Here is a 25,397-nt window from a genome sequence, read left to right on the forward strand (position 1 = left end):
GGGTTCCGTACCAAAAAGCCGGGAGTGAGCGATGCCTGACACAGTCCGCCTCAATGAGCTACCCGAGTGGGCCGCGCTGGCCAAGCACCGCGCGGAGCTGGGCGGGACGCACTTGCGGGAGCTGTTCGGGTCGGATCCGGCGCGCGCCGACCGGCTCACGGTGGGTGTCGGCGACCTCTACCTGGACTACTCCAAGCACCTGGTGACCGACGACACGCTGGCGCTGCTGCGCGACCTCGCGGCGGCACGGGGTGTGGCCGAGCTCCGGGACGCGATGTTCCGGGGCGAAAAGATCAACGTCACCGAGCGTCGCGCCGTCCTGCACACCGCGCTGCGGGCGCCGCGCGACGCGGTGATCGAAGTCGACGGTGAAAACATCGTGCCGGCCGTGCACGCCGTCCTGGACAAGATGGCCGCCTTCGCCGACTCCGTCCGCTCCGGCGCCTGGATCGGCGCGACCGGCAAGCGCATCCGCACGGTCGTCAACATCGGCATCGGCGGCTCGGACCTGGGGCCGGCGATGGCGTACGAGGCCCTGCGCCCGTACACGGCGCGGGCGCTCGACTTCCGCTTCGTGTCCAATGTAGACGGCGCCGACCTGCACGAGGCGACCCGCGACCTCGACCCGGCGGAGACGCTCTTCATCGTGGCGTCGAAGACGTTCACCACGATCGAGACCATCACCAACGCCACCTCCGCCCGCACCTGGCTGGTCGACGGCCTCGGCGGCGACGAGAGCGCGGTCGCCAAGCACTTCGTGGCGCTGTCGACAAACGCCAAGGAGGTGTCGGCGTTCGGGATCGACACGCAGAACATGTTCGAGTTCTGGGACTGGGTGGGCGGCCGCTACTCGTACGACTCGGCGATCGGCCTGTCCCTGATGATCGCGATCGGGCCCGAGCACTTCCGCGCGATGCTCGACGGCTTCCACACCGTCGACGAGCACTTCCGCACCGCGCCGCCGGAGTCGAACGCGCCGCTGCTGCTCGGCCTGCTCGGCGTCTGGTACGGGGCCTTCTTCGACGCGCAGTCGCACGCCGTGCTGCCGTACAGCCACTACCTCTCGAAGTTCCCGGCGTACCTGCAGCAGCTCGACATGGAGTCCAACGGCAAGTACGTCGACCGCGAGGGCCGGCCGGTCGCCTGGCAGACCGGCCCGGTGGTGTGGGGCACGCCGGGCACCAACGGCCAGCACGCCTACTACCAGCTGCTGCACCAGGGCACCAAGACGATCCCGGCCGACCTGATCGGCTTCGCCCGCCCGGTGGCCGAGCTGCCCGCGCGGCTGGCCGCACAGCACGACCTGCTGATGGCCAACCTCTTCGCGCAGGGCCAGGCGCTCGCGTTCGGCAAGACCGCCGACGAGGTGCGGGCCGAGGGGGTGCCGGAGGAGCAGGTGCCGCACCGCACGTTCCTGGGCAACCACCCGACCACGACGATCCTCGCTTCCGAGCTGTCCCCGTCGGTGCTCGGCCAGCTCGTCGCCCTGTACGAGCACAAGGTCTTCGTGCAAGGTGCGATCTGGGACATCGACTCGTTCGACCAGTGGGGCGTCGAGCTGGGCAAGGTGCTCGCCAAGCGGGTCGAGCCGGCCCTCACCGAGGGCGCTTCGGTGCCGGGCCTCGACCCGTCCACCGCCGAGCTCGTGGCGAAGTACCGCGAGCTGCGCGGCCGCTAGCTCCGGAGCCAGACCAGGAAAACGAAGACATGGGCTACCGCGATGTCCGCGGTGGTCCGGACCGCTGCTCCCGCGGCCTCACCCGCCGCTGTGCCACGGGCGCGTCTCAAGCTGGGCGCACCGGTGCGCCCAACCACCGCGGCTGGCGCGGGCGCAGCCGTGCGCCCAGCTTCAGAGGCGCACCAGGAAACACCCCGCCAGAGGGTCGAAAGGCGAATCCGTTCAGACCCCAGGCACACCGCGGACCGGTGGTGCCGCCCGCGAGCCGAGCCACAGCCGATCCGCCAGTCGTTCTTGCACCTCGGACCTGGCAGCGGGGGCCGGGGGTGTCGGCGAGCGCTGCGAGCCGCCGGCCGCCGCGGTCTCCGGCGGGAGCGACGGCCCGCCGCTGACGCGGCCCGGGACATCGGGCTTTGACCCTAGACGGTGACCAGCGCCGGGGTCCGTGGCCGGCTCGCGGCGGCTCCGGCGCGGCTGCGCTCGGCCCACCGCAGCGCCGGCGCCATGCCGAGGCCGGCGGCGAGGAACAGGGCGCCGAGCACGAGCCAGCCCGGCGTGCCCCAGCCGATCAGCAGCGTGGTCATCACGACCGGCCCGAGCATGCGGGCGATCTGCGGACCCATCCCGAAGAATCCCTGGTACTGGCCCTGCCTGCCGGCCGGCGCGAGCCCGAAGCCCAGCTCCCAGGCGGCCGCGCCCTGCATCATCTCGCCGAGCACCTGCACCGCGGCGGCCGTGAGCAGGATCGCGACCGTCGCCACCGCACCGACGCGGCCGGCGGAGAGGGCGTAGACGCCGCAGGCCGCGAGCAGGACCCAGCCGGCCCTGCCGGTGATCCGGGCGGCGGCGCGCAGGCTGGTCACCCGCTGCGCGACCCGCACCTGGAAGAGCACGACGCTCAGCATGTTGACGATCAGGAGACCGGCGGCCATCGCCTTGGGAGCGTCGGTGCGCTCGACGATCCACAGTGGAAGGCCGAGGCTGAGCAGCGGCATGTTCAGGTACATGATGGCGTTCAGCAGCGTGATCAGCGCGTACGGCCGGTCGCGCAGCACCGCCAGCCGCGGCCCGGCGTCCGGCGCGGGCGGGGCGGGCGGCACCTCGGGGAGGCGGCGCAGCACGAGCGCGGCGGCGAGGAAGCTGGCCGCGTCCATCGCGAAGACCGCCAGGTACGCCCCGGCTGTGTCGAAGGTCAGCGCGAGGCCGCCGAGCCCGGCGCCGACGGCCAGGCCCGCGTTGAGGGTCGCCTGCAGGTGTGCCCGCACGCGGGTGCGCTCGGCGGGGTCGACGAGGCCGGCCAGGAGTGCCCCGCGGGCCGAGGTGAGGCCGCCCTGGCAGCACGCGTAGAGGCAGGCGACGAGCAGGAAGAGCGGGAACGAGCGGACCACCAGGAAGCAGGTCAGCGTGCCCGCGGTGGCGACGGCGAGCACGATCGCGGCCCGGCGCGGTCCGAAGCGGTCGGCGATATATCCGAGGGGTACGCCGGCCAGCATGCCCGTGGCCCAGGCGAGGGTGAGCGCCAGGCCGACCTGTGTCGCGGAGAGCCCGACCACGCGGGTGAAGAAGAGCGCGGAGCAGGCGTAGAAGGCGCCGTCGCCGAGGGAGTTGGCGAGCTGGGCGAGGGCCAGGACGCGGGGCGGGCCGGAGGGCGGGACGAACCGTGACATGAGATCAACGTACGGACGGTCATTGGCTCGTTGAAGCGCCAATACCGGCCAAGTTGATTGGGCCAATACAGGTCCACTTGAATCGTTTTACACCCGTAATGCCCTCCGGTGCCGGCGCTGCCCCGCACATGGCCTCGCCGGCACCGGAGGAGTCTCTGGGTCAGAAGTTGAACTGGTCGATGTTGGAGGCGTCGAACACGGTCGGCGGGCCGAGCACGACGACACCGTCGGTGCCGATCGTGTATTCCCCTAGCTTGCCGGCGGTGAACTTCTCCCCTTCCTTACCCGTGATCATGCCCGAAGCCAGCGCTGCGCCGGCGTAGGCGGCCAAGTACCCGAGGTCGGCCGGGCTCCACAGGGCGAAGTTCTTGACCGTGCCGTCCTTGACGAACTCGCGCATCTGGTTCGGCGTGCCGAGGCCGGTCAGCGCGACCTTGCCCTTGTACTGCGAGCCGGACAGGTACCGGGCCGCCGCGGCCACACCGACGGTCGTGGGCGAGATGATGCCCTTCAGGTCGGGGTACGAGGACAGCAGACCCTGGGTCTCCTGGAACGACTTCTCGTCCTTGTCATCGCCGTACGCGACCGTGACCAGCTCGATCTTGGAGTACTCCGGCTTCTTCAGCTCGGTCTTCATCAGCTCGATCCAGGCGTTCTGGTTCGTCGCGTTCGCCGTCGCGGACAGGATCGCGATCTTTCCCGCGCCGCCGATCTGGTCGGAGATGAGCTTGACCTGGTTTTCCGCGATCCCCTCGGCGGTGACCTGGTTGACGAACAGGTCGCGGCAGTCCTTGTTGGTGTCGGAGTCGAAGGTGACGACCTTCGCACCGCCCTGCCGGGCCTGGTTGACGGCGCCGCAGATCGCGTTCGGGTCGTTGGCGGAGATGACGATGACGTCGCTGCCCTGCTGGGTCAGGGTGTTGATGTAGGAGACCTGCGAGGAGGCGGAGGCTTCGGACGGGCCGACCTCCTTGTACTCGCCCTTGAACTCCTCCACCGCCGACTTGCCACCGTTGTCGGAGACCGTGAAGTACGGGTTGTTGACCTGCTTGGGCAGGAAGGCGACCGACAGGCCCTCCTTTATCTGCCCCGACGCGCCCGCGCTGTTACCGGCGGCAGGAGGGTCTCCGCCCTCGTCGTCGCTGGCGCACGCCACCGCGCTCAGCATCAACGCCGACAGCGTGATGACGGAAGCCCCCAGGCGCATGCGTCGGGTCCGCATACCTCTCATGGCTCTTTCCTTCCTCGACAGGACACGTAAACAGGGCTCTAGCCGCCAGCGGCGGGCGAAACAGCGGGTCGTCGCCGGCGTAGCCGGGCGCGGAGCATGGCCGCCGCGTTCGGGCCGACGACGGAGATGATCAGGAGGGTGCCGGTGACGATGGTGAGCGTGTCGGCCGGCACGTCGGCGAGTTGGAGGGCGTTGCGCAGAGTGATCAGGAGCAGCACGCCGGCCATGACGCCGACGAGCGTGCCGCGGCCGCCGAAGATGGAGACCCCGCCGAGCAGGACGGCGGCGACGACGGAGAGTTCGAGGCCGGCGCCGTTGTCCGCGCGGGCGGAGGCGTAGCGCATGGTCCAGAAGAAGCCGGCGAGGGACGCGATGGTCGCGGTGAGGACGAACAGCCAGAACTTCGTCTTCGCGACGGAGATGCCGGAGAAGGTGGCGGCCTGGTCGTTGTTACCCATCGCGAACAGCGCCCGCCCGATCGGCGTCGCGTGCAGCACGATCCCGAAAATCACCGCGAGGACGGCCACGACCAGCGCGACCCAGGGCACTGTGGTGCCGGGCAGGGCTTCGATCATGTTGCCGGTCCAGCTGAACGGGAAGTCGGCGACCGCCTTGTCGCCGAGCACCACGTAGGCCAGGCCGCGGTAGAGGGCGAGGGTGCCGATCGTGACCGCCAGGGACGGCAGCCCGAACCCGGTGACGAACAGCCCGTTGACCGCGCCGAGCACCATCCCGAGCAGCAGGATGATCGGCAGGATCAGTGGCAGCGGGACGCCGGACATCCACAGCTGGCCCATGACCGCGCTGGACAGGCCCAACACGCTGGCCACAGACAGGTCGATCTCGCCGGTGATGACGACAAGCGTCATCGGCAGCGCGATCAACGCGATCGGGATGACGTCCAGCAGCAGGAAGCCCCAGAAGCGGGAGGTCGCGAAGCCTTCCACCGCCACCGACGACACGACCACCACGATGGCCAGGACGACGATGACAAGCACGTCCCAGGAGCCCAACCGTTTACGCACCACGCGCCCTCCTGCCCCGCAACCTGGCGGCGATCCGTGCGGTCAACGCCCGGTCAAGTCCGATCGCGGCGAGGATCAGGGCGCCGACGACGGCCTGCTGCCAGAAGGGGTCGATCCGCAGCACCGGCAGCGCCGAACCGATCATGGACAGCAGCAGTGCGCCCAGCGCCGCCCCGTACACCGAACCGGACCCGCCGAAGATCGCCACTCCGCCCACCACCACCGCGGCCACGACCTGCAACTCGATGCCGTTGCCGGCGGCGGCGTCCAGCGTGCCGAAGCGGGCGGCGTAGAGCACGCCGGCCAGGCCGGCCAGGCCGCCGGAGACGGTCATCGCGGTGAACACCCGCCACCCGACCGGGATCCCCGACAGGCGGGCCGCGGCCGGATCCGAGCCGATCGCGTACAGCTGCCGGCCGGAACGGTACGAGCGCATGTAGAACCCGGCGATCAGCAGCACCGCGACCGCGAACAGCGCCAGGACCGGCACGCCGAGCAGCGTCTGAGTGCCCATCCGCTTGAAGCCACTGGGCATGTCGGCGGCGTTGATCTGCTGTCCCGCCGCCCAGGAGTAGTCGATACCGCGGAAGACGTACAGGGTGCCGAGCGTGACGACCAGGGCGGGGACGCGGGCTATCGCGATCAGGGCACCGTTGACGACACCGCAGAGCACGCCGAGGCCGATGCCGGCCAGCAGCGCCAGGACGATGGGGGTGTCCGGCATCGCCAGGAAGAGTTTGCCGGTGGCGAAGGCGGACAGGCCGAGCACCGAGCCGACGGACAGGTCGACGTTGCGGGTGATGACCACGATCGCCTGACCCACCGCCAGAACGACAAGGATCGTGGCGCCGAGCATGAGGTCTTTGCGGGACTGTGCGTTCAGGAAGCGGGGGTTGTAGACGGTGGTCACCGCGATCAGCAGCACAAGCGCGAGGGCGATGCCCAGCTCGCGGACCACGAAAAGGCGTCGCGCGCCGCGCACGTCACCCCGGGCGCGGGTGGGCGGCGGCGCCGCCTTGGTGGCCGTGCTCACGCCGCATCACCGGAGTGCTGGCCGGTGGCGGCGAGCATCACCGACTCCTCGTCCGCGCGGTCGCGGGTGATCTCCTCGACCAGGCGGCCCTCGTGCATGACCAGCACGCGGTCGGCCATGCCCAGGACCTCGGGCAGCTCGCTGGAGACCATCAACACCGCCACACCCTCGACGGCGAGCTGGGACATCAGCCGATGCACCTCCGCCTTCGTCCCCACGTCGATGCCCCGCGTCGGCTCATCCACGATCAACACCTTCGGATCGGTGGACAGCCACTTCGCGAGCACGACCTTCTGCTGGTTGCCACCGGACAATGTGGACACTGGATCGGACAGGTGCCCCGCCTTGACCTGGAGGCGTCGGGTCCACTTGTACGCGTCCTCCCGCTCGGTGCGCGGGCCCAGCAGGCCGAGCCGGGACAGCGACCACCGGCGGGTCAGGGTGGCGTTCCGCTCGATCGACAGCTCCATCACCAGGCCCTGCTGGCGGCGGTCCTCCGGCACCAGGGCGACCCCGGCGGCCATCGCCGCGGCCGGCCTGCCTTTCGCGAGGCGCTTGCCGGCGACGAAGACCTCGCCGGAGTCGTAGCCGTCCACGCCGAAAACCGCCCGCACGACCTCGCTGCGGCCGGCGCCGACAAGGCCGGCCAGGGCGACGATCTCCCCGCCCCGCACCTCGAAGCTCACCCTGTCGAAGACACCCGCCCGGGTCAGGTCACGCACCTGCAGGACGACCTCGCCGGGGTGGTGTCCTGCTTGGGGTAGAGCTGGGAGACCTCACGGCCGACCATCCGCCGGACCACCTGCCCCACGGTGAGCTCGGCGGTGGGGTCGGTGGAGACCCAGCGGCCGTCGCGCATCACCGTCACCCGCTCGCACAGGGCGAACACCTCGTCGAACCGGTGCGAGATGAACAGCACCGCGGCGCCCGCCTCACGCAGCGAGCGGACGACCGCGAACAGCCGCTCCACCTCCACCCCGGACAGGGCGGCGGTCGGCTCGTCCATCACCAGCACCCGGGCGTCGAACGAGAGAGCCTTCGCGATCTCGACGAGCTGCTGGTCGGCGATCGACAGGCCGCGCGCGGGCCGGTCCGGGTCCATCCGCACGCCCAGCCGGGCAAACAGCTCCTCCGTGCGCTGCCGCATCGCCGCGGTGTCGATGCGGCGCAGGCTTCGCAGCGGTTGGCGGCCCATGAAGATGTTCTCCGCGACCGACAGGTCCGGAAACAGCGTCGGCTCCTGGTAGATCACCGCGATCCCCGCCGCCCGGGCATCCGCCGGACCGCCGAAGAAGACCGGCTGGCCGTCCAGCGCCATCACGCCCTCATCCGGGCCGTGCACACCGGCCAGGACCTTCACCAGCGTCGACTTGCCGGCCCCGTTTTCCCCCACCAGGGCGTGCACCTCGCCCGCACGCAGGTCCAACCGCCCATCCGCCAACGCGTGGACGGCACCGAACGACTTACGCACTCCGGCGAGGGTGAGCAGCGGCGCAGGGTGTTCGGGACCTTCGGGCACGCACGCCTCCCTGCATCGAGTCGAGATGACCGGGTTTTGTGAAACGTTTCATCCATTCGTGGGATAGACGTTAAGGGCTCGTTTCGGGATCGGTCAAGGGTTTCCAGCCGGTTACCGAATCGTTAGGCGGGCAAGGGCTTTCCCACGGCTCGCCATCGTGAGGCATTCTTGACACGATTCAGTACCCGTTCCCGCCGCCAGGCCCGGGGACGGCCGAGGCAAGGAGGGCGACGGTGTCGGAGACCCCGCTGGTCAGCATCCGGGACGTGGCCAACCACGCGGGGGTGTCCGTCGGCACCGTCTCCAACGTCCTCAACCGCCCCGACATCGTGGCGAACGCGACCCGCGCCCGCGTGCTTGCCGCGATCGCCGAGCTGGGGTTCGTGCCCAACGACGCCGCCCGCCAGCTGCGCCGCGGCCGGGCCGCACCCTCGGCCTCGTCGTCCTCGACGTCGCCAACCCCTTCTTCACCGACGTCGCCAAAGGAGTCGAAGACACCACCGGCGCCGCCGGCATGGCCGTCATCTTCTGCAACAGCGACGGCGACCTCACCAAAGAAAACGCCTACCTCGACCTCCTCGAAGAACAACGCGTCCAAGGCGTCCTCATCACACCCATCGACGACGCCAGCGAGCGACTGCACCGCCTGCGCGACCGCGGCGTCCGCGTGGTGCTCCTCGACCGCCGCTCAGCCGAGGCCGACCTCTGCTCGGTATCCGTAAACGACCGCCTCGGCGGCGAGCTGGCCATGCGCCACCTCGTGGAAAGCGGCCACCGCCGCATCGCGTTCGTCGGCGGACCACACCGCCTCGAGCAGGTCCGGGACCGGTACGACGGCGCGATTCAGGCGCTTGCCGACGCGGGGCTCGGCGAGCAGCACCTGCGCCGGTACGACACGCCCGCGCTGACCGTCGCCGCCGGCCGGGACGCCGCCGCACGGGTGCTCGGCCAGCCGCGCGGCTCCCGCGCCACGGCCGTCTTCTGCGCCAACGACCTGCTCGCGCTCGGCGTGCTCCAGGTGCTCACCCGCCAGCAGGTGCGCGTACCTGACGACATCGCCCTCGTCGGCTACGACGACATCGACTTCGCCGCCGCCGCGGCCGTGCCGCTCTCCTCCGTCCGCCAGCCCCGCCAACGCCTCGGCCAGACCGCCGCCACACTGCTGCTCGACGAGGCCAACACGCCCGAGACCCACGAGCACCAGCAGGTGGTCTTCGAGCCCGAGCTCGTCGTGCGCGAGTCCAGCCAGCGGATCCTCACGGAGGACTGACCCGGGTCAGCGTCTCCTCGTAGGCGGTCGACGGCACGCGCCCCTGGGCGAACGGGCGCTCGATCTGCTGGATCGTAAAGAGCAGCAGCGTGATCATGCTGGCCACCGTGGCGGTGAGCGCGAGCTGCGGCAGCGCCCGGTCGAACGGGAAGAAGAACATTGGCAGCCCGGCCAGCACCGCCCCGGCCAGCAGCGCAAACCAGGTCGCGTCACCGATCCGGGCGTCGGCCAGCGCGAGGCGCTCCTGCCGGGCCTGGAGCAGCGACTCCACGACCGCCGGCGCCTCCTCGACATCCTCCCCGTTGCGGGCGGCGATGTCGTGCATCTCCTGCACGAGCTGCCATCCCCGGGCGTGCTGGTCGGTGCCCACCTCGGACAGCCGCGGCCACTCCTGGTCGACCACCTCGTGCAGGTACGCCCGGCTGAGCCCCACAAGCTCGGTGCGATCCGGCTCGGGCATGCCCTTGGCCGACCAGGCCACGAGCTGTGCCGCCTCGGCCTCCGCGTAGGTCGCGTCCCGGGCCTCGTCGGCGCTGCTCCACACGTCGATGAACACGAACGCCGCCACGATCGCGAAGAGCATGCCGGCGAGCGAGAACACCGCGCTCAGCACGCTGATGTCGACGAGTGGTCCGGAGTCGCGGCGCCACCGGCGGAGCACGGCGACGACCGCGAGAGCGGCGACGGATACGCCCACCAACCAGAGCGTGCCGACCAGGTAGGTATTCATCGAGCTTCCATTTAGGATGCATCCACTTCGTTCGGGGCTTACCAGGATAGATGAGGTAACTCTGTGCCAAACCGACATGTCACCTTACGGATAGTCCCGGTGCTCGCCGCCCTCGTCGCTTTGGGGGCCGGTCCCGCACTCGCCGGACACGCCGCGGCGGCACCGGCGAAGTCCACAGTGGAGGCGTACCCGAGCGGCTGCTCAGGCGCCCTCTACCAGGTGCACACGGTGCGCAAACACGGCTCGTCCAGGCTGATCGCCATCGACCCCGCCACCGGTGCAGTGGCGCGCTCCGCCGGCCTCGACCACGCGGTCAACGCGATGGGGTACGACGCCGCGCAGGGCCTCTTCTTCGCCGTCGCCACCCGCCGCGGCGGTCACCCGATCGGGGATGGCGGGCACGTCGTCTCCATCACTCCCGAGGGTGAAACCCACGATCTGGGGCCGGTCCGCGCCGCCGCCGGTCGCAAAGGGACTGTCGCTGTCGGCGGCGCGTACAGCGGGACGGTCGTGGACGGCCGGCTGCTCCTGCTGCTCGACGGCGACCTCGTCGCGGTGGACGTGCGCGCGCAGAGCCCCACGTTCCTGCACGTGGTCCGCCGGGTCGACCTGCCGCGCCTGCCGAGCTTCGGCGACTGGGACGCGCGCCCAGGCGACGGCGGGCTCTACGCCGTGTCGACACAGGGACGCGAGCCGAGCCGGCTGGTCCGCATCGACCCGGACAGCGGCGCGGTGACCCAGACACCGGTGCCGGACCTGTCCCGCGACGGCTTCTACGGCGCGCTCGCGTTCGACGACGCCGGCACACACGCCTATGCCACGGACAACAACCAGGAAAGCGCGCTGTACCGGATCGCGCTGGACGGTACCTCGGTCAAGCTCGCCGGCGGCTCCGGCCTGCTCGGCTCGGACGCGGCCTGGTGCCGCGGCCCCGCCCGACCACACCGGCGCCGGCCACCACGAGGCCCGCGCCACCTCCCGCGCCGGCCGCCGTGCCACCCGCCGTCCCGCCGCCGGCCCCACCGCGCCCGGTGCCGCCGGCGAGCGCGCCCACCACCCCGCCGGCCACCACACCGCCGCCCTCACCCACGCCGGTCGCCGCCGTGAAGGCCAGCCGCAAGCGGATGGTGGTGGCGGAGCCCCGCGAGGACGACCGGACCACCACCGTGCGCTGGGGCATCGTGCTGCTCGTGCTCGGCCTCGGCGGGGTGGCGTTCGCCAGACCGGTCGCGAAGCCGATCGCCAAGCTCCGCGGACGCTGATGGACCGGCGGGTGCGCCGCACCCGCCGGTGTGCGGATCAGTAGCCCGGCGCCCAGAGGGCCCAACCGCCGGTGACCTGGTAACAGGAGTAGTAGTTCCAGAGCGTGCCGACGCCTCGCTGACCGGCGGCGTGGCAGGCCTCCGCGCTGGGCCAGACACCCACGACCCCGGCGCTCGCCGGCGACGCGACGGCGCCACCGAAAGCGGCCGCGAACACCGCCACGACCGCCAGCCTGTACAGCGCTCGCTTCATCGCTTCTCCCATCCAAGAGTTCGCATAGATAAAACTTTTAAGGAAGTTTACAGATTCACGGGTACCGCCAGAAGCGAAGCGCGTAAACACGCAGCTGCGTCACCGTGCGTACGTGGAATGCCGCTGCCGAGCCGACGTCGACGGCGCCGCCTCGCGACACGATTTCTCCTATCGAGGGCGAGTCGACGAAGGAGATCGCGATGATGGCAGAGCTGGCGAGCTACGCGGCGTACGCCCACCCGGGACCGGGCTGGGACGGCAACGGCTGGGACGGCGGCGGCCCCGGCTGGTGGGTGATCGTGCCCATCCTCTTCTGGGTGGTCGTGCTTTCGGCCGCCGGTTACCTGATCTACCGCTTCTCCCCGCGGCGCGCGGCGCGTACGGCGGCCGAGCGCACTCTCGCCGAGCGGTTCGCGCGCGGCGAGATCGACGCGGAGGAGCTCAACCACCGGCGGTCCGTGCTGCGCGGCAAGGGCTGAGGGCGGGCGAGGGTGGGACGGCGGCCGCCGTCCCACCCTCCACCGGATGTCCATCTGGCGACATGTCGCCTTTGCGCGCGCACGTAGGTAGTGACCCTCGCGCGCAACCGACCACAGACTCACGCCATGGTTCGTATCGCGCGCCGGGTGCTGGCCGCATTCACGGGAATCCTGGTCGCCGCCACCGCTCCGGTGGCGCTGCCCACGCCGGCGGCCGCGGCACCGGGTGGGACGGGAGGCGCGGCCACCGCCGCGACGGGGGCGTCCCGCATCACGCTGATCACCGGTGACGTCGTGGACATCGCGCCGGCCGGCGGCGGCCGCTACGCCGCGTCGGTGCGGCCCGGCCCGGGGCGCGAACGGATCACCTTCCACACCGTGGAGGCGGACGGCGGGCTGCGGCTGCTGCCCAGCGACGCCGTGCCGTACGTCTCCGCGGGCCTGCTCGACGCCGACCTCTTCGACGTCGAGGAGCTGATCGCCGACGGGTACGGCGACGCGTCGGCCGCCCGGCTGCCGCTGATCGTGCGGTACGCCGGCGGGCAGGCACCGGCGGTCAGCGCGCTGTCCGGCGCCGAGTCGGTGCGCCCGCTGCCCAGCGTGGGTGGCGCTGCCGTGGCCGCCGGCAAGGATTCGCTCGGCGAGCTGTGGCGGTCGGTCACGGCCGCACCCGCCGCCGCCCGCGCGTCCACCCCGGCGCTCGGCGGCGGCCTCACCGGCATCTGGCTCGACGGCCGGGTGCGCGCCAGCCTCGACCGCAGCGTCGCGCAGATCGGGGCGCCGGCCGCGTGGCAGGCCGGGTACGACGGGACGGGTGTCGACGTCGCGGTGCTCGACACCGGCGTCGACGCGGCACACCCGGACCTGGCCGGCAAGGTGGTGGAGCAGCGCAACTTCAGCGACGCCGCCGACACGGTCGACCGCGTCGGGCACGGCACGCACGTCGCGGCGACGATCGCGGGCACCGGTGCGGCGACCGGCGGCAGCCGGAAGGGTGTCGCGCCCGGCGCCGACCTGCTCGCCGGGAAGGTGCTCAACGACGGGGGCGTCGGGTACGACTCCTGGATCATCGCCGGCATGGAGTGGGCGGTCGCCCAGGGCGCCGAGGTGGTCAACCTCAGCCTCGGCGGCGAGGCGACCGACGGTACCGACCCGCTGAGCGAGGCGGTCAACCGCCTCACCGCCGACCACGGCACGCTCTTCGTGGTGGCCGCGGGCAACACCGGCCGGGACGCGGACGTCGGTACGCCGGCCGCCGCCACCGCCGCTCTCTCCGTGGGCGCGGTGGACCGGGACGAGAGCCTCGCCGAGTTTTCCAGCCGGGGGCCGCGCCTCGGCGACGACGCGGTGAAGCCCGAGATCACCGCGCCGGGCGTGGGCATCATCGCCGCGCGTGCGGCGGGCACCGGCATGGGTACGCCGGTCGACGACCGCTACACCGCCGCCTCCGGCACCTCGATGGCCACCCCGCACGTGGCCGGCGCGGCCGCCCTGCTCGCCCAGGCCCGTCCTGAGTGGACAGCGGTACAGCTCAAGGACGCGCTGGTGAGCACCGCCAGGGGCAACCCCGCCATCGCGGTGGACGCGCAGGGCGGCGGGCGCGTCGACGTGGCCCGGGCTATCGGCCAGGGCGTCCACGGCACGGCGACGGCGAGCCTCGGCCTGCATGACGAGCCGGCCACGGGCACCCGCGAGCAGAAGCTCGTGTACACGAACACCACCGCCGCCGCGGTCACCCTCGACCTGGCGCTCGATGTGCCCGGCTCCACCGCGTTCTCCCTCTCCGCCGGCCAGGTCACCGTCCAGCCTGGACAGTCGGCGGACGTGACCCTCACGCTGGACGCGGCAAAGCTCACCCGCGGGCGGCACACCGGCCACGTCACCGCGACCGGGCCGGGCGGCGTGGTGGTCCGCACCGCGGTCGGCGCCACGCTGGACCTGCCCATCCACAAGGTGACCTTCCGGGCCGTCGACCGGCAGGGCGTACGGACCCCGGTGCCGGTGATCCTGCTCTTCGGCGATGAGCGGCGCAAAGACCAGTCCGGGTTCATCCAGCACTGGGAGGAGGGCAAGACCGTCGAGGTGTACGAGGGCACGTACGTCCTCAACGCCCTCATCGAAGACGGCGCGCCCCTCGACGAGCAGGCCACCTTCATCACCAACCCGGAGCTGCGGATCACCGGCGACACGGAGATCCTGCTGGACGCCCGCACCGGCACCCCGATCCGGATCGAGACGCCGAAGCCGGCCGAGCAGCAGAGCATCATCAGCTACTACGAGCGGCGGATACACGCCACCGGGCGCTCCACCGCGCACGGCGTCATGCACTTCAGCACGATCCAGCAGGTCAACGTCACGCCCACCAGGCCGGTCTCCGCCGGGCAGTACGAGTTCTCCTCCCGCTGGCAGCTCGTCGCGCCGATGGTGCAGCTCAAGGTGCCGGGCGTGAGCGGCCCCGTTGACATCAACCTGCTGCACCGGTCCCCCGTGTACGACGGCACCCGCCGGTACCGTCTCGTGCCCTTCGGCAAGGACTTCCCGCGCGGCGCCGCCGCGCTGATCGTCGGCGCGGATGACGTGTCCGAGCAGGACCAGATCGTGGCCGCGGCCGAGGCGGGCGCCGCGGTGGCCATCATCGTCCGCACGCCGGACATGCCGGCCTGGACCGTGTGGCGCCCGGTCGGTGACCGGGAGCCGATCCCATCACTCGTGGTCGCCAACGACGACGGCCAGAAGCTCCTCGCGGCCGCGGGCGGCAAGACACGCCCGACCATCGACCTCACGCTCACCACCTCCAGCCCGTACCTGTACGACGTCTTCCACGTCGAACGCGGGCGGGTGCCGGACCGGATCGTGCACCGCGTGACCCGCGACAACACGACCCGGATCACCTCCCGGTACGCGGAGAGCGGCGGTTTCGGCTGGGCCAAGGAGCAGCGCTTCGGCTGGCGGCCGTGGCAGGAGTACTCCTGGAACGACACGCAGCGGTTCGTACAGACGCCCAAGGGGCGCGAGGAGTGGGTGTCGGCGGGTGACTCCGTCTGGCAGCACCGCGTGCACTACTACTACACCTGGGACGACATGAACCCTATCGGCGGAGGAATGACAGAGGTGCCGCGCAGCTACGCGGCGCGCAGCACGCGAACGGAGGGGTGGTTCACGCCGGTCGTCCGCCCCGCCGCCGTACCGGGCATGGTCTCCGCCCGTACGGCCGACACGCTCGCCCTGTGGGTGCCCGAGTTCGTCGACGCGACGCACGGGCACTTCCAGGTGGCCGACGGCGAGGCGGTGACCGCCAAGCTGTGGCGGGACGGCAAGCTCCTCGCCGAGCTGCCGGACGCGCGGCGGGACGTCGGCACGACCGCGGCGCCGGCCGGGTACCGGTTGGACCTGACCACCGCGCGGAGCGACGAGGAGTGGCGGTGGGCCACCCGCACCGAGACGTCGTGGGAGTTTCGCTCCGCACGCCCGGCGGCCGGGCGCACCGAGCCGCTGCCGCTGCTCCAGATCGGGTACGGGGTACCGGCCGACCTCACCGGCTACGTCTCCGGACGGCACCCGCACCTGCTCGGGCTGACCCTGTGGCACCAGGAAGGGCTGCGCGCGCCGCGCGGCACCACGCTGCGCGTCGAGGTGTCGCTGGACGAGGGCGCGAAGTGGCGCGGCGTACCGGTGATCCGCCACGGCGACGGCTACCGGGCGCTCATCCCGGCCGGCACCGGGAGCGTGTCGCTGCGGGTGCACGCCCGCGACGGCGCCGGCAACGCGGTGACGCAGACCGTGATCCGCGCGTACGGCCTGAAGTAGCGGCTCCTACAGCCACCCGCGCCGGGCCGCTTGGAAGGCCAGGCCCGGCCGGGTGTCGACGCCGGCGAGCGCCATCAGGCGGTCGAGGCGGCGCTGCACCGTGCGCCGGCTCACGCCCATCTGGGAGGCGATCGACTTGTCCGGTACGCCGGCGACGAGCAGCGAGAGCACGAACCGCTCGGACTCGTCCGGCAGGTCCGGCTCCTCGTCCGGCGACCCGCCGTCGATCCGCACCGGTATGGCGACGTCCCAGTGGCTCTCGAAGAGCGCGACAAGCGCGTCCAGCAGCTGGCTGCGCCCGATGATCGCCGCCGACGGCTCGCCGATGTCGCCCTCGTCACCGCGGATGAGGGGGCAGATCGCGGTCGCGCGGTCCGCGACGGCCAGCCGCACCGGCAGCGTACGCAGGCTGCGTGCCTCCTCGCCCCGGCGCACGCCCTCGGCGACGTTGGCCTGCATGCCCGGCTCCATCAGCAGCGCCCGCTCGTAGATCACCTTGTACCGCACGCCGCGGTCGAGCGCGTCGAACTCCTCGGTGTTCTCCGCGCTCTCCATCGCCACCGCGTTCGCCCGGCAGAGCCAGAGCATCTCGGACTTCGCCGAGTCCTGGAGGCGGCGGATCCGCTCCCGCAGCGCCGCCGCGCCGACGACGACCTCGACGAGCTGGTCGGCGTGGCGGCGGCGGGCGCTGGTCAGGTACTCCTCGCTCAGCGCCGCCAGCCCGCGCCGCGCCTCCTCCAGCGACTCCTGCCGGCGCAGCAGCTCGGTGCCGAGCGCCGGCTCGGGCGGCAGCGGCCGGTACACATCCGCGCCGTCGGCGGCCGCCAGCCCCTTGTCACTCAGCCCTGCCAGCAGTCGCTGCCCGTCCTCGGGCGGCAGCGACATCCGCTCCGCCACCTCACCCGCCCGGGCCGTGCCCAGGCGCACCAGCATCCGGTATGCCCACTCCTCCTCCGGCGCGAGCAGAGCCTCCCCGTTTCGCATGGCTTCCACCATGCACCCGCCCGGGGAGATTGATCAATGATCGGGTCGCCCGGGGCGGGCCTCCTCACAGATTCCTTCAGGCACATATACCCCCGTCCGCGCCACCTGCGGACCGTATGCTCCCGCGGGCACCGCTGCGGCCGGCGGCTCGCCAGGGCTCGCCGAAATCCCCGGCCTCCGCTGCCGGGTCCGCGCGACAAGCCCAGCGCGGAGTCTACATAGGACGGACGGTCACCACGGGAACACGCGAATTTCGAGCCGGCCGAGTTGTGTGGGGCCGGCGAACACGTCGATCGCTGTCACGCGGTTGCCCGTGAGGGTCAACTTCAGGGCGAGCTTCAGGTGGCCTAGCGGGGCGACCACGAGGCCTGGCGTGCCGTCGAGGAGGGCTAGGCGGGCGAACGCGGCCGGCGCGGCGTTCTTGGCCGTCTCCTCCGCCACGCGCTCGGCGCCGCGCAGTACCACGCGCCCGCCGGCGCGGCGGACCGCGTCCGGGTCGAGGACCGCGAGCAGCGCGTCGAGGTCGCCGGCGCGCGAGGCGGCCAGGAACGCCTCGACCACCGTGCGCTGCCGCGCCAGGTCGGCCGGAGGCGGCGCCGTCCCGTGTATCCGCTGGCGCGCGCGGCTGGCCAGCTTCTTCGTCGTGGCCGGCGTGCGCTCCACGATGCCCGCGATCTGCTCGAACGGCACCGCGAAGACGTCGTGCAGCACGAACGCGACCCGCTCCGCCGGGCCCAGCCGGTCGAGCACCACGAGCATCGCCAGCCCCACCGAGTCGGCGAGCGCTGCCTCCTCGGCCGGATCCTCGGCGCCACCCGGCGGCTCGAACGAGGCGAGGTCGGTGGCCTCCTCCCGGCGGCGCCGCCGCGCCCGCAGCAGGTCGAGGCAGACCCGGCCGGCGATCGTGGTGAGCCAGCCGCGCACGCTCTCGATGTCGCCGGCACTCGCGCGAGCGGCCCGCAGCCAGGTCTCCTGCACGGCGTCCTCGGCCTCGTCGAGGGAGCCGAGCATCCGGTGCGCGACCGCCCGCAGGTGGCCACGGTGCTGCTCGAAGTCTGCCGGGTCCATCGGTCACCTTTCCCCGCCGGCGGTCGTCCTACCTGGTGCAGAGAGGTGGACGGCTAGCGTGAGGAGACGCGGGTGCCCGTGCTGATGATTCACTACCAGGTTGCCGACGAGGGTATCGCAGAGGTGGTCGAGGCCGTCGAAGCGGCGTTCGAAGCGGTGGCGGAGAAGGGGCCGGCCGGCATCCGGTACGCGTACTACCGCGTGGCCGGTGGCAACGAGTTCGTCGCGCTGCTCGACCTGGACGAGGGCGTGGAAAACCCGCTCTTCGGCATCCCTGCGGCCGGGGACCTCCAGGCGACCGTGGCCAAGCGGGCTCTCGGTGAGCCGCCGACACCACGGCCGCTGGAGGTCATCGGGTCCTACTCCGGATAACTCACTCGTTGTGCAGGACCTCGGCGATCGTGGTCCGAGCCGCTGACCTGGCCGGCATCAGCGCGCCCACGGCGGCGATCACGATGCCGGCCAGCGCCAGCAGGACGAGCACCGGTGCCTGGTAGACGTCGAGCACCTCCGGCGGGAAGCCCACCTGCGCGGCGTCGGCCATCGCCGGCAGGACCACGCGGTGCGCGGCCACGCCGATCGGGATGCCGAGCAGGCCGCCCAGCGCGCCGAGCGCCGCCATCGAGGTCACGACCATCACGACGACCTGGCCGGGCGTCATCCCGATCGACTTCAGCATGCCCAGGTCGCGCCGGCGCTCACGGGTGCTGAGCACGGCCGTGTTGAAGACGCCCAGCGTGGCGACCACGGCGAGCATCAGCGTGAGCAGCGTGACGGTCACGATCGCGATCACGATGAACTGCTCGGCGCCCTCGGGTGGGGTCGCCACCAGGCCGGCCTTGCGCACCGAGTCCATGTACGCCTGCGCGTCCGTACCGTCCGTCAGCTGGATCTCGAAGCGGTCCGGAAACGCGTCGGGCGCGACGAGGGCGGCCGTCGGCCAGTCCGCGATGATCGTCTCGGTCTCGTTGAACATCACCATGCCGGTGATCCGCACCTGCGTCATCCCCTTCCCGGCCTCGATCGCGAACGTGTCGCCGATGGACAGTCCACGTTGGACCAGGAAGCGCTTGGCCACGGCCACCTCGCCCGCGCCGGTCGGCCACCGTCCTTCCAGGACCTTCTGGCCGAGCGCGGTCGTGTCTCCCTTGTAGAGCCTCAGCATCGTCTGGTCGGTGTTGCCGACCTGGCGCACGGGCATGTCGAACATGCCGAGCACGTAGCGGGTGCCGGGCAGCGACCGCAGGGTCGCCTCGTCCACGGCGCTGGCCCCGTCCGGACCGCCGTCCGGAAACGCCTCGACCTGTACCGCGCCCACACGCGCCTCGGTCTGCTGGTACCGCGTCAGCGAGTCGGCGAGGCCGATCGCCAGCGTCACGCTCGTCACGCCGAGCACCACCGCCGCCATCGTGAGGGCGCTGCGGGCCGGCCGGGCGAACGGCAGGCCGATGCCGAGGCTCACCGCCCGGGGCAGCCGGGTGCCGCTGAGCCAGCGCTGCACCAGCAGGCCGCGACCGGTGTGCTGCGCACTGCCCGCGCTGATCGCCTCGATCGCCGGCAGGCTGCGCGCCCGCAGGGCCGGCACGAAGGCGGAGAGCGCGACGATCAGCGGCACGCCGACCAGCGCCGCGACGCTCACCCAGATCGGCACGCCGACGCCCTCGCTGCCCAGGTTGCGAAACGCCTGGGACAGCAGCGGCCGGGCGAGCACGTTGCCGAGCACGGTGCCGAGCGCGCACCCCACGATCGCCGGCACCGAGACCATCGTCAGGTACACGGCCATCACCTGGGTCGGCGTGAAGCCGAGCGCCTTGAGCACCCCGATGTGCCGGAACCCGGCGACCACGGCACCGCTGACCACGTTCGCCACGATGAGGATCGCGACCGCGAGGCCGAGCACGCCGAACGCCACGAGGAACGTCACGTAGGTGGCCGCCTCGCGGGACGCCTCGTCGCGCAGGACGAGGTACGAGGTCGAGCCGAGCCACGAGCCGGCCGGCAGGCCCTTTGTCACTTCGCTTTCGGCCACGCCGACCTGGGAGGTGGTGGACGCGTGGTTGAAGCGGTACAGCATCTGGGTCGCGGTCGGCGTGAACGCCGCCATCTGGTCCGGGACGACCCACGCGTCCGCCGACCGGCTCATGCTGAACGCCTTGCCGACCACGGTGAGCCGGGTGCCGTCGGGGCCGCTGATCTGCTCGCCGATGCGGAAGAAGAAGCCGGGGCCGACCGGGTTCTGGTTGATCACAACCTCGCCGGGCGCGGTCGCCCAGCGGCCGTCCCACACGTTGAGGCGGTCGACCGATCCCGCCGGGTCGGCCCGGCCGACGACGGTGAGCGGCATGGCACGGCCCCGGCCGTCGGACGTGAGCTCAACGGTCGCCTGGGCGAACGGTCCGGCCACCCCCGCGACGCCGGTCCAGCCCGCGGCCGAGGTGAGCTGGGCGTCGGTCGCCTTCGCCCGGTCGTAGGTGACCGCGAGGTGCGCGCCGAGCTGCCGCGCGTACGCCTGGTCGAACGGCCCGGAGGAGACCGCCAGCAGCCCCAGCGCCACCAGGATCATCGTGGTGGAGACGAAGACGACGATGCCCACGACGGCGGTCTGCAGCCGCCGCCGGCGCACGGCCGCGCGCGCCGCCAACCACACCGCACTCTGTGCCCTCCACGCTCCGCCGCTCGGCGCTCGTCCACCGCCGTGGTCCATGCCCGTAGCCTCGCGACTCCCGCTCACAAGCTGCGCTCCAGACTGCGTTCACGGGCGACCTGGCCGTCGACGATCTCGATGACGCGGCTGGCGCAGCGGGTGGCGAGCCGCTCGTCGTGGGTGACCATCAGCAGCGTCTGGCCGATCTGGTTGAGGTCGAGCAGCAGGTCCATCACCTGCTCGCCGACGCGGCTGTCCAGCGCGCCGGTCGGCTCGTCGGCCAGCAGCAGCGCCGGGCGGTTCATCAGCGCCCGGGCCACCGCCACGCGCTGCCGCTCGCCGCCGCTGAGCTGGGCCGGGTACGTGTTGCGCCGGGCCGCGATGCCGAGCTCGTCGAGCAGCTCCAGCGCGCGGCGGCGGGCGTGTGTGGGTGCCACGCCGGCGAGCTGGGCGGCGAGCGCCACGTTGTCGAGGGCGGGCAGGTCGTCGATCAGGTTGAAGAACTGGAAGATCATCCCGATCCGGCGGCGGCGGAAGAGCGCCAGCCCTTTCTCGTTCAGCCGCCCCAGGTCGTCCCCGTGCACGACGACCGAACCGGAGGTTGGCCGGTCCAGCCCGGCGATCAGGTTGAGCAGGGTCGACTTGCCGCTGCCCGAGGGGCCCATCACGGCGACCGCCTCGCCGGCGCGGATCTCGAGGGAGACGCCGTTGAGGGCGATCGCGTCGCCGTACTCCTTGCGCACGCCCGACAGCTGGACGACCGCCGGCTCGTTGCCTTCGTCACTCATGGTCATAAAGACTGGCCCGCCGGACTCCCTCCGGGCATCGGCTCGCGGTGGTAACTCTCGGCGCGTCTCATCCCGTGGATGTAGGCGCTGCCTCGCCGGGATGATGTGCCTCCCGGCGGCGGCCTGAGAGAGTGGTGCCATGGTGGGTTGGCTGGTGGCGGCGGTGGCGACCGCGGTCGCCGCGCTGCTCGCGGTCCGCCTGGTCCGCACCCGGCGCGCCTTCGCCCGGGCGCTGGAGGAGCGCGGCTGGCTGCTGGAGCGGGAGCGGGAGGCGGCGGCACACGGCGCGGTCGACGCCGAGCGCGCCCGGATCGCCCGCGAGCTGCACGACATCGTCAGCCACAACGTGAGCGTGATGGTCGTGCAGGCCGGCGCCGCCCGCCAGGTGGTCGACGCCGACGCGGGCGAGGCGACGGCGGCGCTGCGGGCGGTGGAGAGCGCCGGCCGCGACACCATGACCGAGCTGCGCCACCTGCTGGGCGTGCTCGCGCCGGCGGCCAGCGGGGAAGACGAGATCGACCTCGCGCCCCAGCCGAGCCTCCGCCGGCTGACCCCGCTGGTGGACCGGATCGCCTTCGCCGGGCTGCCGGTGGAGGTCCGCATCTCCGGCGAGCCGTGCCCCCTGCCGACGGGAGTGGACCTGACCGCGTACCGGATCATCCAGGAGGCCCTCACCAACGCGCTCAAGCACGGTGACGGGGTCAAGGCCGAGGTCACCGTGCGTTACGCGGAGCGGTACCTGCGGATCGAGGTGCTCAACACCGGTCCGAGCGTGCTCTCCGGCGGCCGGCCGCGCCCGAGTGCCCAGGGCGGCGAGGGGCGCGGCCTGCTCGGCCTGCGCCAGCGGGTCGCGGTCTTCGGCGGCGACCTCGACGCCCGGCGGCGGCTCGGCGGCGGCTTCCGGGTCCGCGCCAAGATCCCCCTGGAGCGCCCGTGAGCGAGCGAGCCGCCTCCGGCGCCGCCCCGCGGGTGGTCATCGCGGACGACCAGGCGCTGGTCCGCGGCGGCTTCCGATTGATCCTGACGGCCCACGGCATCGACGTGGTGGGCGAGGCAGCCGACGGGGCCGAGGCGGTGGAGGCGGTGCGGCGGCTGCGCCCCGACGTGGCCCTGATGGACATCCGCATGCCGGGCATGGACGGCCTGGAGGCCACCCGCCGGGTGCTGGAGCACGCGCCGGAGTGCCGCGTGCTGATGCTGACGACGTTCGACCTCGACCGGTACGTGTACGCGGCACTGGCCGCCGGCGCCAGCGGCTTCCTGCTCAAGGACGTGACGCCCGAGCACCTCGTCGCCGCCGTGCGCCTCGTCGACACCGGCGACGCCCTGCTCGCGCCGTCGATCACCCGCCGGCTCGTGGAGCGATTCGCGGCCGCCGACACGACGGGTGCCGCCCCGCCCGCGATCCACCGCGACCTGGCCGGCCTGACGCCGCGCGAGCGCGAGGTGCTCACCCTCATGGGCCGCGGCCTGTCCAACGCGGAGATCGCCGCGTCGCTCACGCTGAGTGAGGCGACGGTCAAGACCCACGCCGCGCACATCTTCGGCAAGCTGAGCCTGCGCGACCGCGCACAGGCGGTGGTCCTCGCCTACGAGACCGGTCTGGTGAAGCCTGGCGGCCCGTGAGGTTCAGCCGCCGTGGTCGCCGTGAAACGGTGTCGTCACGCCGTCGTACCGCAGGTGCAGTGACATTCCCTGCGCGGCGTGGGCGAGGTTGTGGCAGTGGTTCATCCACTCGCCCGGGTTGTTCGCCCGGAAGGCGACGCGCCACACCTCGCCGGGGCGTACGTCGAACGTGTCCAGCCACAGTGGACTGCCGCTCACCCGCCGGCCGTCGCGCTCCAGCACGAGCACCCGGTGCCCGTGCAGGTGCCACGGGTGGGTGTCGAAGCCCCGGTTGGCCACGGTCAGCTCCACGAGGTCGCCCTCGCGCACGAGCTGGGTGGGCACGTTCGGTAAGGCGCGGCCGTTGACCGTGAAGGCGTACCGCGGCACGCCGTCCACCAGCGCGATGGCCCGGTCGAGCACCAGCGTGAAGCTGCGGTCGAAGCGGCTGTCCGGTCCGAATGGCGTGGTGGCCGGCGTCCCGTACCGCGTGATGTCCAGCTCCGGCCAGCCCTTCGGCGCGGGCTGCGGCTCACCCCCGCCGAGCCGCAGCCCTTCCCCGCCGTCCAGGTGGAGCGCCACCGCGGCGTCCGGCATCGTGAACGCCAGGTCGTACCGGCCGCCCGCGGGCAGGCGCAATTCCACCTCGCGCAGCTCGCCGGGGCCGCTGAGGTCGCCGCCGTCGACCGCCACCAGCCGGTACGCGGCGCCGGCGAGCGTAAACCGGTGCGGCACGCTGTCGGTGTTGACAAGGCGCAGCCGCACCGGCGTGCCCGGCGCGGCCTGCGGTGTGCCCGCGACGCCGGTGACCGTCGTGCCGCCGAACGTGTGCACGGGCACGGTCAGGTCGAGGCCCTTCGCGGGCGGCCCGACGACGAGCGTGCCGTACAGCCCCATCTTCACGCCCACGTCCGAGGCCTGGTGCGTGTGGTACCAGTACGTGCCGACCTGGTCCGCGCGGAAGCGGTAGACGAACTCCCCGCCGGGCCGGACCGCGTCCTGGGTGACACCGGGCGCGCCGTCCTCCCCCGCCGGCACGTCGTACCCGTGCCAGTGCAGCGTCACCCCGCGCGCGATGTCGTCGTTCCGGAGGGTCACCTCGATGAGGTCGCCCTGCTCCGCGGTGATCGGCGGACCGGGCACCTGGCCGTTGTACCCCCATGCCTCGACGGTGCGGCCGCCCACCTGGACCGTCGTCTGGCGCGCGGTGAGCGCGTACCGCCGCACCCGCCCGCCCGGCGCGGGCGTCGTCGGGCCGCGCAGGTCGGCCACCGACACGCCGTGCCCCTCCGGGTGGCGGGTGGTGGGGCCGCCGCCGGCGTCGAGGTCCGCCCCCGTTGCGAACCCGGCCCCGACGCCGGCCAGCCCCATGGCGAGCACCGGCAGGAATGTCCACAGTGGTGGGCCAGCGGCGGCCACCCGCCACGTCACCAACCCGGCCGCCGCCACCAATGCCACCACCACGAACGCTTCGCTCCAGGTCGCCGGGTACCCGGCGAGGAGCGGGAGGAGCAGGCCTGCCGCGCCCGCGTACCCGGCGACGAGGAGCGGCACCACGACGGTGGGTGCGTTGCCCGGCGCGCCGGCCCGCACCGCGGAGAGCAGGCGCGGGCCGGCGGACAGGACGGCGGCGAGCCCGGCCACGCCCAGCAGCGGCCCGGTCAGGACCACCCGGTCCTGCGCGAACCACCAGCCGCCGGTGGCGAGGGCGACCGCGGTCGTGACCCGCACGAGGGTGACGACGACCGCGACCGCCAGGAGGGCGAGTGCGGCACGGGCGCGCCGGGCCGCCGCCGCGACACCCGCGCTGACCCAGCCGGCCGCCGCGAGGAGCGTGACCAGCAGGTCGAGCGCGATGAGCTGCGCGGTACTCATGCCGCCGGGCTGACCGTCGGCTGTGGAGTATCTACTGTGGACTTCTCAGCTGCGAAGGCTCGGGCCCGGCGCAGCACCGCACCCGCCGCGCCCATCACGAAGAGCGCGTTGACCGCGTGCAGGCCGAGGACGAACAGCCCGGCCGGGCCGGTGTCCTCGTCCGAGCCGCCGGTGATGACGTTGCCGACCACGATGATGAGCACCTGCACCACCACGAGGCCGAGCGGGGCCAGCGACATGCCGATGAGCCGGCCGGGCGCGCGGGCGAGCGCGGCGGCGACCGCCGTGAGGATGGAGAGGAGCGGGATGATCATCATCCCGGTGACGCTGTGCAACGCGAACGAGTCGTCGTCCTGCGGCCGGTCGAACGCGCCGACCGCGGCGAAGTAGAACTGCACCAGGATGGCGAGGAACAGCAGGCCGGCAAGGACCACGAAGACCCTGCGCATGATGTACTCCCTTCGATTGGCCCCGATCCT

At 72.3% G+C, this 25,397-nt stretch carries 22 protein-coding genes and 2 pseudogenes; 10 read left to right on the plus strand and 14 right to left on the minus strand.

What is annotated here, in order from left to right:
• The first annotated feature begins 31 nt into the window (after window positions 1–31).
• Entirely contained in the window at window positions 32–1,678 is a 1,647-nt protein-coding gene (pgi, locus tag Phou_RS12975) for a glucose-6-phosphate isomerase (protein ID WP_173056282.1), read from the plus strand.
• A gap of 419 nt (window positions 1,679–2,097) precedes the next feature.
• Here pgi and Phou_RS12980 read toward each other — a convergent pair whose 3' ends face one another.
• The 6 genes from Phou_RS12980 to Phou_RS51080 all read right to left on the minus strand — a co-directional run bounded on the left by Phou_RS12980 (window position 2,098) and on the right by Phou_RS51080 (window position 8,153).
• The gene (locus Phou_RS12980) at window positions 2,098–3,345 is read right to left on the minus strand and encodes an MFS transporter (protein ID WP_173056283.1); all 1,248 of its coding nucleotides are present in this window, start codon (window positions 3,343–3,345) and stop codon (window positions 2,098–2,100) included.
• Window positions 3,346–3,505: 160 nt separating this feature from the next.
• A complete protein-coding gene (rhaS, locus tag Phou_RS12985) occupies window positions 3,506–4,576 on the minus strand; it encodes a rhamnose ABC transporter substrate-binding protein (protein ID WP_173056284.1) in 1,071 nt (356 codons plus the stop codon).
• 38 nt (window positions 4,577–4,614) lie between these two features.
• Complete coding sequence (locus Phou_RS12990) at window positions 4,615–5,601, minus strand: ABC transporter permease (protein ID WP_218578998.1); 987 nt, start codon at window positions 5,599–5,601, stop codon at window positions 4,615–4,617.
• Window positions 5,594–6,634 (minus strand): ABC transporter permease, encoded by a 1,041-nt coding sequence (locus Phou_RS12995; protein ID WP_173056286.1) that lies wholly within the window; start codon window positions 6,632–6,634, stop codon window positions 5,594–5,596. The genes Phou_RS12990 and Phou_RS12995 overlap by 8 nt, the downstream gene beginning before the upstream one ends.
• Complete coding sequence (locus tag Phou_RS51075) at window positions 6,631–7,356, minus strand: ATP-binding cassette domain-containing protein (RefSeq protein ID WP_218579000.1); 726 nt, start codon at window positions 7,354–7,356, stop codon at window positions 6,631–6,633. The genes Phou_RS12995 and Phou_RS51075 overlap by 4 nt, the downstream gene beginning before the upstream one ends.
• Complete coding sequence (locus Phou_RS51080; protein WP_218579002.1) at window positions 7,344–8,153, minus strand: ATP-binding cassette domain-containing protein; 810 nt, start codon at window positions 8,151–8,153, stop codon at window positions 7,344–7,346. Before Phou_RS51080 ends, Phou_RS51075 begins: the two co-directional genes overlap by 13 nt.
• A 284-nt stretch (window positions 8,154–8,437) precedes the next feature.
• Between Phou_RS51080 and Phou_RS52570 the strand changes: the two are divergent.
• Window positions 8,438–8,485, plus strand: a pseudogene (locus Phou_RS52570) (hypothetical protein); the annotation flags it as partial.
• Between the two features lie 155 nt (window positions 8,486–8,640).
• A pseudogene (locus Phou_RS51090) lies at window positions 8,641–9,423 on the plus strand (substrate-binding domain-containing protein); the annotation flags it as partial.
• On the opposite strand, the gene Phou_RS13010 reads toward Phou_RS51090, so the two are convergent.
• A complete protein-coding gene (locus Phou_RS13010; RefSeq protein WP_173056287.1) occupies window positions 9,410–10,153 on the minus strand; it encodes a bestrophin-like domain in 744 nt (247 codons plus the stop codon). The pseudogene Phou_RS51090 and the gene Phou_RS13010 overlap by 14 nt on opposite strands.
• Before the next feature lie 99 nt (window positions 10,154–10,252).
• Here Phou_RS13010 and Phou_RS13015 point away from each other — a divergent pair, with 99 nt between their 5' ends.
• Window positions 10,253–11,260 (plus strand): DUF6923 family protein, encoded by a 1,008-nt coding sequence (locus tag Phou_RS13015; protein WP_173056288.1) that lies wholly within the window; start codon window positions 10,253–10,255, stop codon window positions 11,258–11,260.
• Window positions 11,257–11,415 (plus strand): hypothetical protein, encoded by a 159-nt coding sequence (locus Phou_RS13020; RefSeq protein WP_173056289.1) that lies wholly within the window; start codon window positions 11,257–11,259, stop codon window positions 11,413–11,415. Before Phou_RS13015 ends, Phou_RS13020 begins: the two co-directional genes overlap by 4 nt.
• A 37-nt stretch (window positions 11,416–11,452) precedes the next feature.
• Here Phou_RS13020 and Phou_RS13025 read toward each other — a convergent pair whose 3' ends face one another.
• Window positions 11,453–11,668, minus strand: coding sequence for a hypothetical protein (locus Phou_RS13025; RefSeq protein ID WP_173056290.1), 216 nt, complete (start codon window positions 11,666–11,668; stop codon window positions 11,453–11,455).
• A 200-nt stretch (window positions 11,669–11,868) separates the two neighbouring features.
• Between Phou_RS13025 and Phou_RS13030 the strand changes: the two genes are divergently transcribed.
• A complete protein-coding gene (locus Phou_RS13030) occupies window positions 11,869–12,147 on the plus strand; it encodes an SHOCT domain-containing protein (protein WP_218579006.1) in 279 nt (92 codons plus the stop codon).
• Between the two features lie 126 nt (window positions 12,148–12,273).
• Window positions 12,274–15,954 (plus strand): S8 family serine peptidase, encoded by a 3,681-nt coding sequence (locus Phou_RS13035; RefSeq protein WP_173056291.1) that lies wholly within the window; start codon window positions 12,274–12,276, stop codon window positions 15,952–15,954.
• A 6-nt stretch (window positions 15,955–15,960) separates the two neighbouring features.
• Here Phou_RS13035 and Phou_RS13040 read toward each other — a convergent pair whose 3' ends face one another.
• Together Phou_RS13040 and Phou_RS13045 are read right to left on the minus strand one after the other, a co-directional pair.
• Window positions 15,961–16,938 carry a helix-turn-helix domain-containing protein gene (locus Phou_RS13040; RefSeq protein WP_173056292.1) on the minus strand — a complete coding sequence of 326 codons (978 nt, stop codon included), beginning with the start codon at window positions 16,936–16,938 and terminating at the stop codon, window positions 15,961–15,963.
• Window positions 16,939–17,169: 231 nt separating this feature from the next.
• On the minus strand, window positions 17,170–18,006 hold the full coding sequence (locus Phou_RS13045; RefSeq protein ID WP_173056293.1) for a sigma-70 family RNA polymerase sigma factor: 837 nt from the start codon (window positions 18,004–18,006) through the stop codon (window positions 17,170–17,172).
• 72 nt (window positions 18,007–18,078) lie between these two features.
• On the opposite strand from Phou_RS13045, the gene Phou_RS13050 reads away from it, so the two are divergent.
• Window positions 18,079–18,378, plus strand: coding sequence for a lysophospholipid acyltransferase family protein (locus Phou_RS13050; protein WP_173056294.1), 300 nt, complete (start codon window positions 18,079–18,081; stop codon window positions 18,376–18,378).
• A gap of 1 nt (window position 18,379) precedes the next feature.
• Here Phou_RS13050 and Phou_RS13055 read toward each other — a convergent pair whose 3' ends face one another.
• A complete protein-coding gene (locus Phou_RS13055) occupies window positions 18,380–20,653 on the minus strand; it encodes an ABC transporter permease (protein WP_246273521.1) in 2,274 nt (757 codons plus the stop codon).
• Between the two features lie 80 nt (window positions 20,654–20,733).
• Complete coding sequence (locus tag Phou_RS13060; protein ID WP_218579007.1) at window positions 20,734–21,438, minus strand: ABC transporter ATP-binding protein; 705 nt, start codon at window positions 21,436–21,438, stop codon at window positions 20,734–20,736.
• Between the two features lie 139 nt (window positions 21,439–21,577).
• Here Phou_RS13060 and Phou_RS13065 point away from each other — a divergent pair, with 139 nt between their 5' ends.
• On the plus strand, window positions 21,578–22,375 hold the full coding sequence (locus tag Phou_RS13065; RefSeq protein WP_173056297.1) for a sensor histidine kinase: 798 nt from the start codon (window positions 21,578–21,580) through the stop codon (window positions 22,373–22,375).
• On the plus strand, window positions 22,372–23,064 hold the full coding sequence (locus Phou_RS13070; protein ID WP_173056298.1) for a response regulator: 693 nt from the start codon (window positions 22,372–22,374) through the stop codon (window positions 23,062–23,064). Before Phou_RS13065 ends, Phou_RS13070 begins: the two co-directional genes overlap by 4 nt.
• Before the next feature lie 3 nt (window positions 23,065–23,067).
• Here Phou_RS13070 and Phou_RS13075 read toward each other — a convergent pair whose 3' ends face one another.
• Window positions 23,068–24,918: a multicopper oxidase family protein gene (locus tag Phou_RS13075; RefSeq protein ID WP_173056299.1), complete on the minus strand. Its 1,851-nt coding sequence runs from the start codon at window positions 24,916–24,918 to the stop codon at window positions 23,068–23,070.
• The gene (locus Phou_RS13080; protein ID WP_178134961.1) at window positions 24,915–25,367 is read right to left on the minus strand and encodes a DUF6220 domain-containing protein; all 453 of its coding nucleotides are present in this window, start codon (window positions 25,365–25,367) and stop codon (window positions 24,915–24,917) included. The genes Phou_RS13075 and Phou_RS13080 overlap by 4 nt, the downstream gene beginning before the upstream one ends.
• Window positions 25,368–25,397: the final 30 nt, after the last annotated feature.

Origin of the sequence: Phytohabitans houttuyneae (assembly GCF_011764425.1) — a bacterium.
GTDB lineage: Bacteria > Actinomycetota > Actinomycetes > Mycobacteriales > Micromonosporaceae > Phytohabitans > Phytohabitans houttuyneae.

Coding starts and splice junctions, on each gene's coding strand:
- pgi (WP_173056282.1), top strand. CDS start 32: ATGCCTGACACAGTCCGCCTCAATGAGCTACCCGAGTGGGCCGCGCTG.
- Phou_RS12980 (WP_173056283.1), bottom strand. CDS start 3,345: ATGTCACGGTTCGTCCCGCCCTCCGGCCCGCCCCGCGTCCTGGCCCTC.
- rhaS (WP_173056284.1), bottom strand. CDS start 4,576: ATGAGAGGTATGCGGACCCGACGCATGCGCCTGGGGGCTTCCGTCATC.
- Phou_RS13010 (WP_173056287.1), bottom strand. CDS start 10,153: ATGAATACCTACCTGGTCGGCACGCTCTGGTTGGTGGGCGTATCCGTC.
- Phou_RS13025 (WP_173056290.1), bottom strand. CDS start 11,668: ATGAAGCGAGCGCTGTACAGGCTGGCGGTCGTGGCGGTGTTCGCGGCC.
- Phou_RS13030 (WP_218579006.1), top strand. CDS start 11,869: ATGATGGCAGAGCTGGCGAGCTACGCGGCGTACGCCCACCCGGGACCG.
- Phou_RS13035 (WP_173056291.1), top strand. CDS start 12,274: ATGGTTCGTATCGCGCGCCGGGTGCTGGCCGCATTCACGGGAATCCTG.
- Phou_RS13040 (WP_173056292.1), bottom strand. CDS start 16,938: ATGCGAAACGGGGAGGCTCTGCTCGCGCCGGAGGAGGAGTGGGCATAC.
- Phou_RS13045 (WP_173056293.1), bottom strand. CDS start 18,006: ATGGACCCGGCAGACTTCGAGCAGCACCGTGGCCACCTGCGGGCGGTC.
- Phou_RS13060 (WP_218579007.1), bottom strand. CDS start 21,438: ATGAGTGACGAAGGCAACGAGCCGGCGGTCGTCCAGCTGTCGGGCGTG.
- Phou_RS13065 (WP_173056297.1), top strand. CDS start 21,578: ATGGTGGGTTGGCTGGTGGCGGCGGTGGCGACCGCGGTCGCCGCGCTG.
- Phou_RS13075 (WP_173056299.1), bottom strand. CDS start 24,918: ATGAGTACCGCGCAGCTCATCGCGCTCGACCTGCTGGTCACGCTCCTC.
- Phou_RS13080 (WP_178134961.1), bottom strand. CDS start 25,367: ATGCGCAGGGTCTTCGTGGTCCTTGCCGGCCTGCTGTTCCTCGCCATC.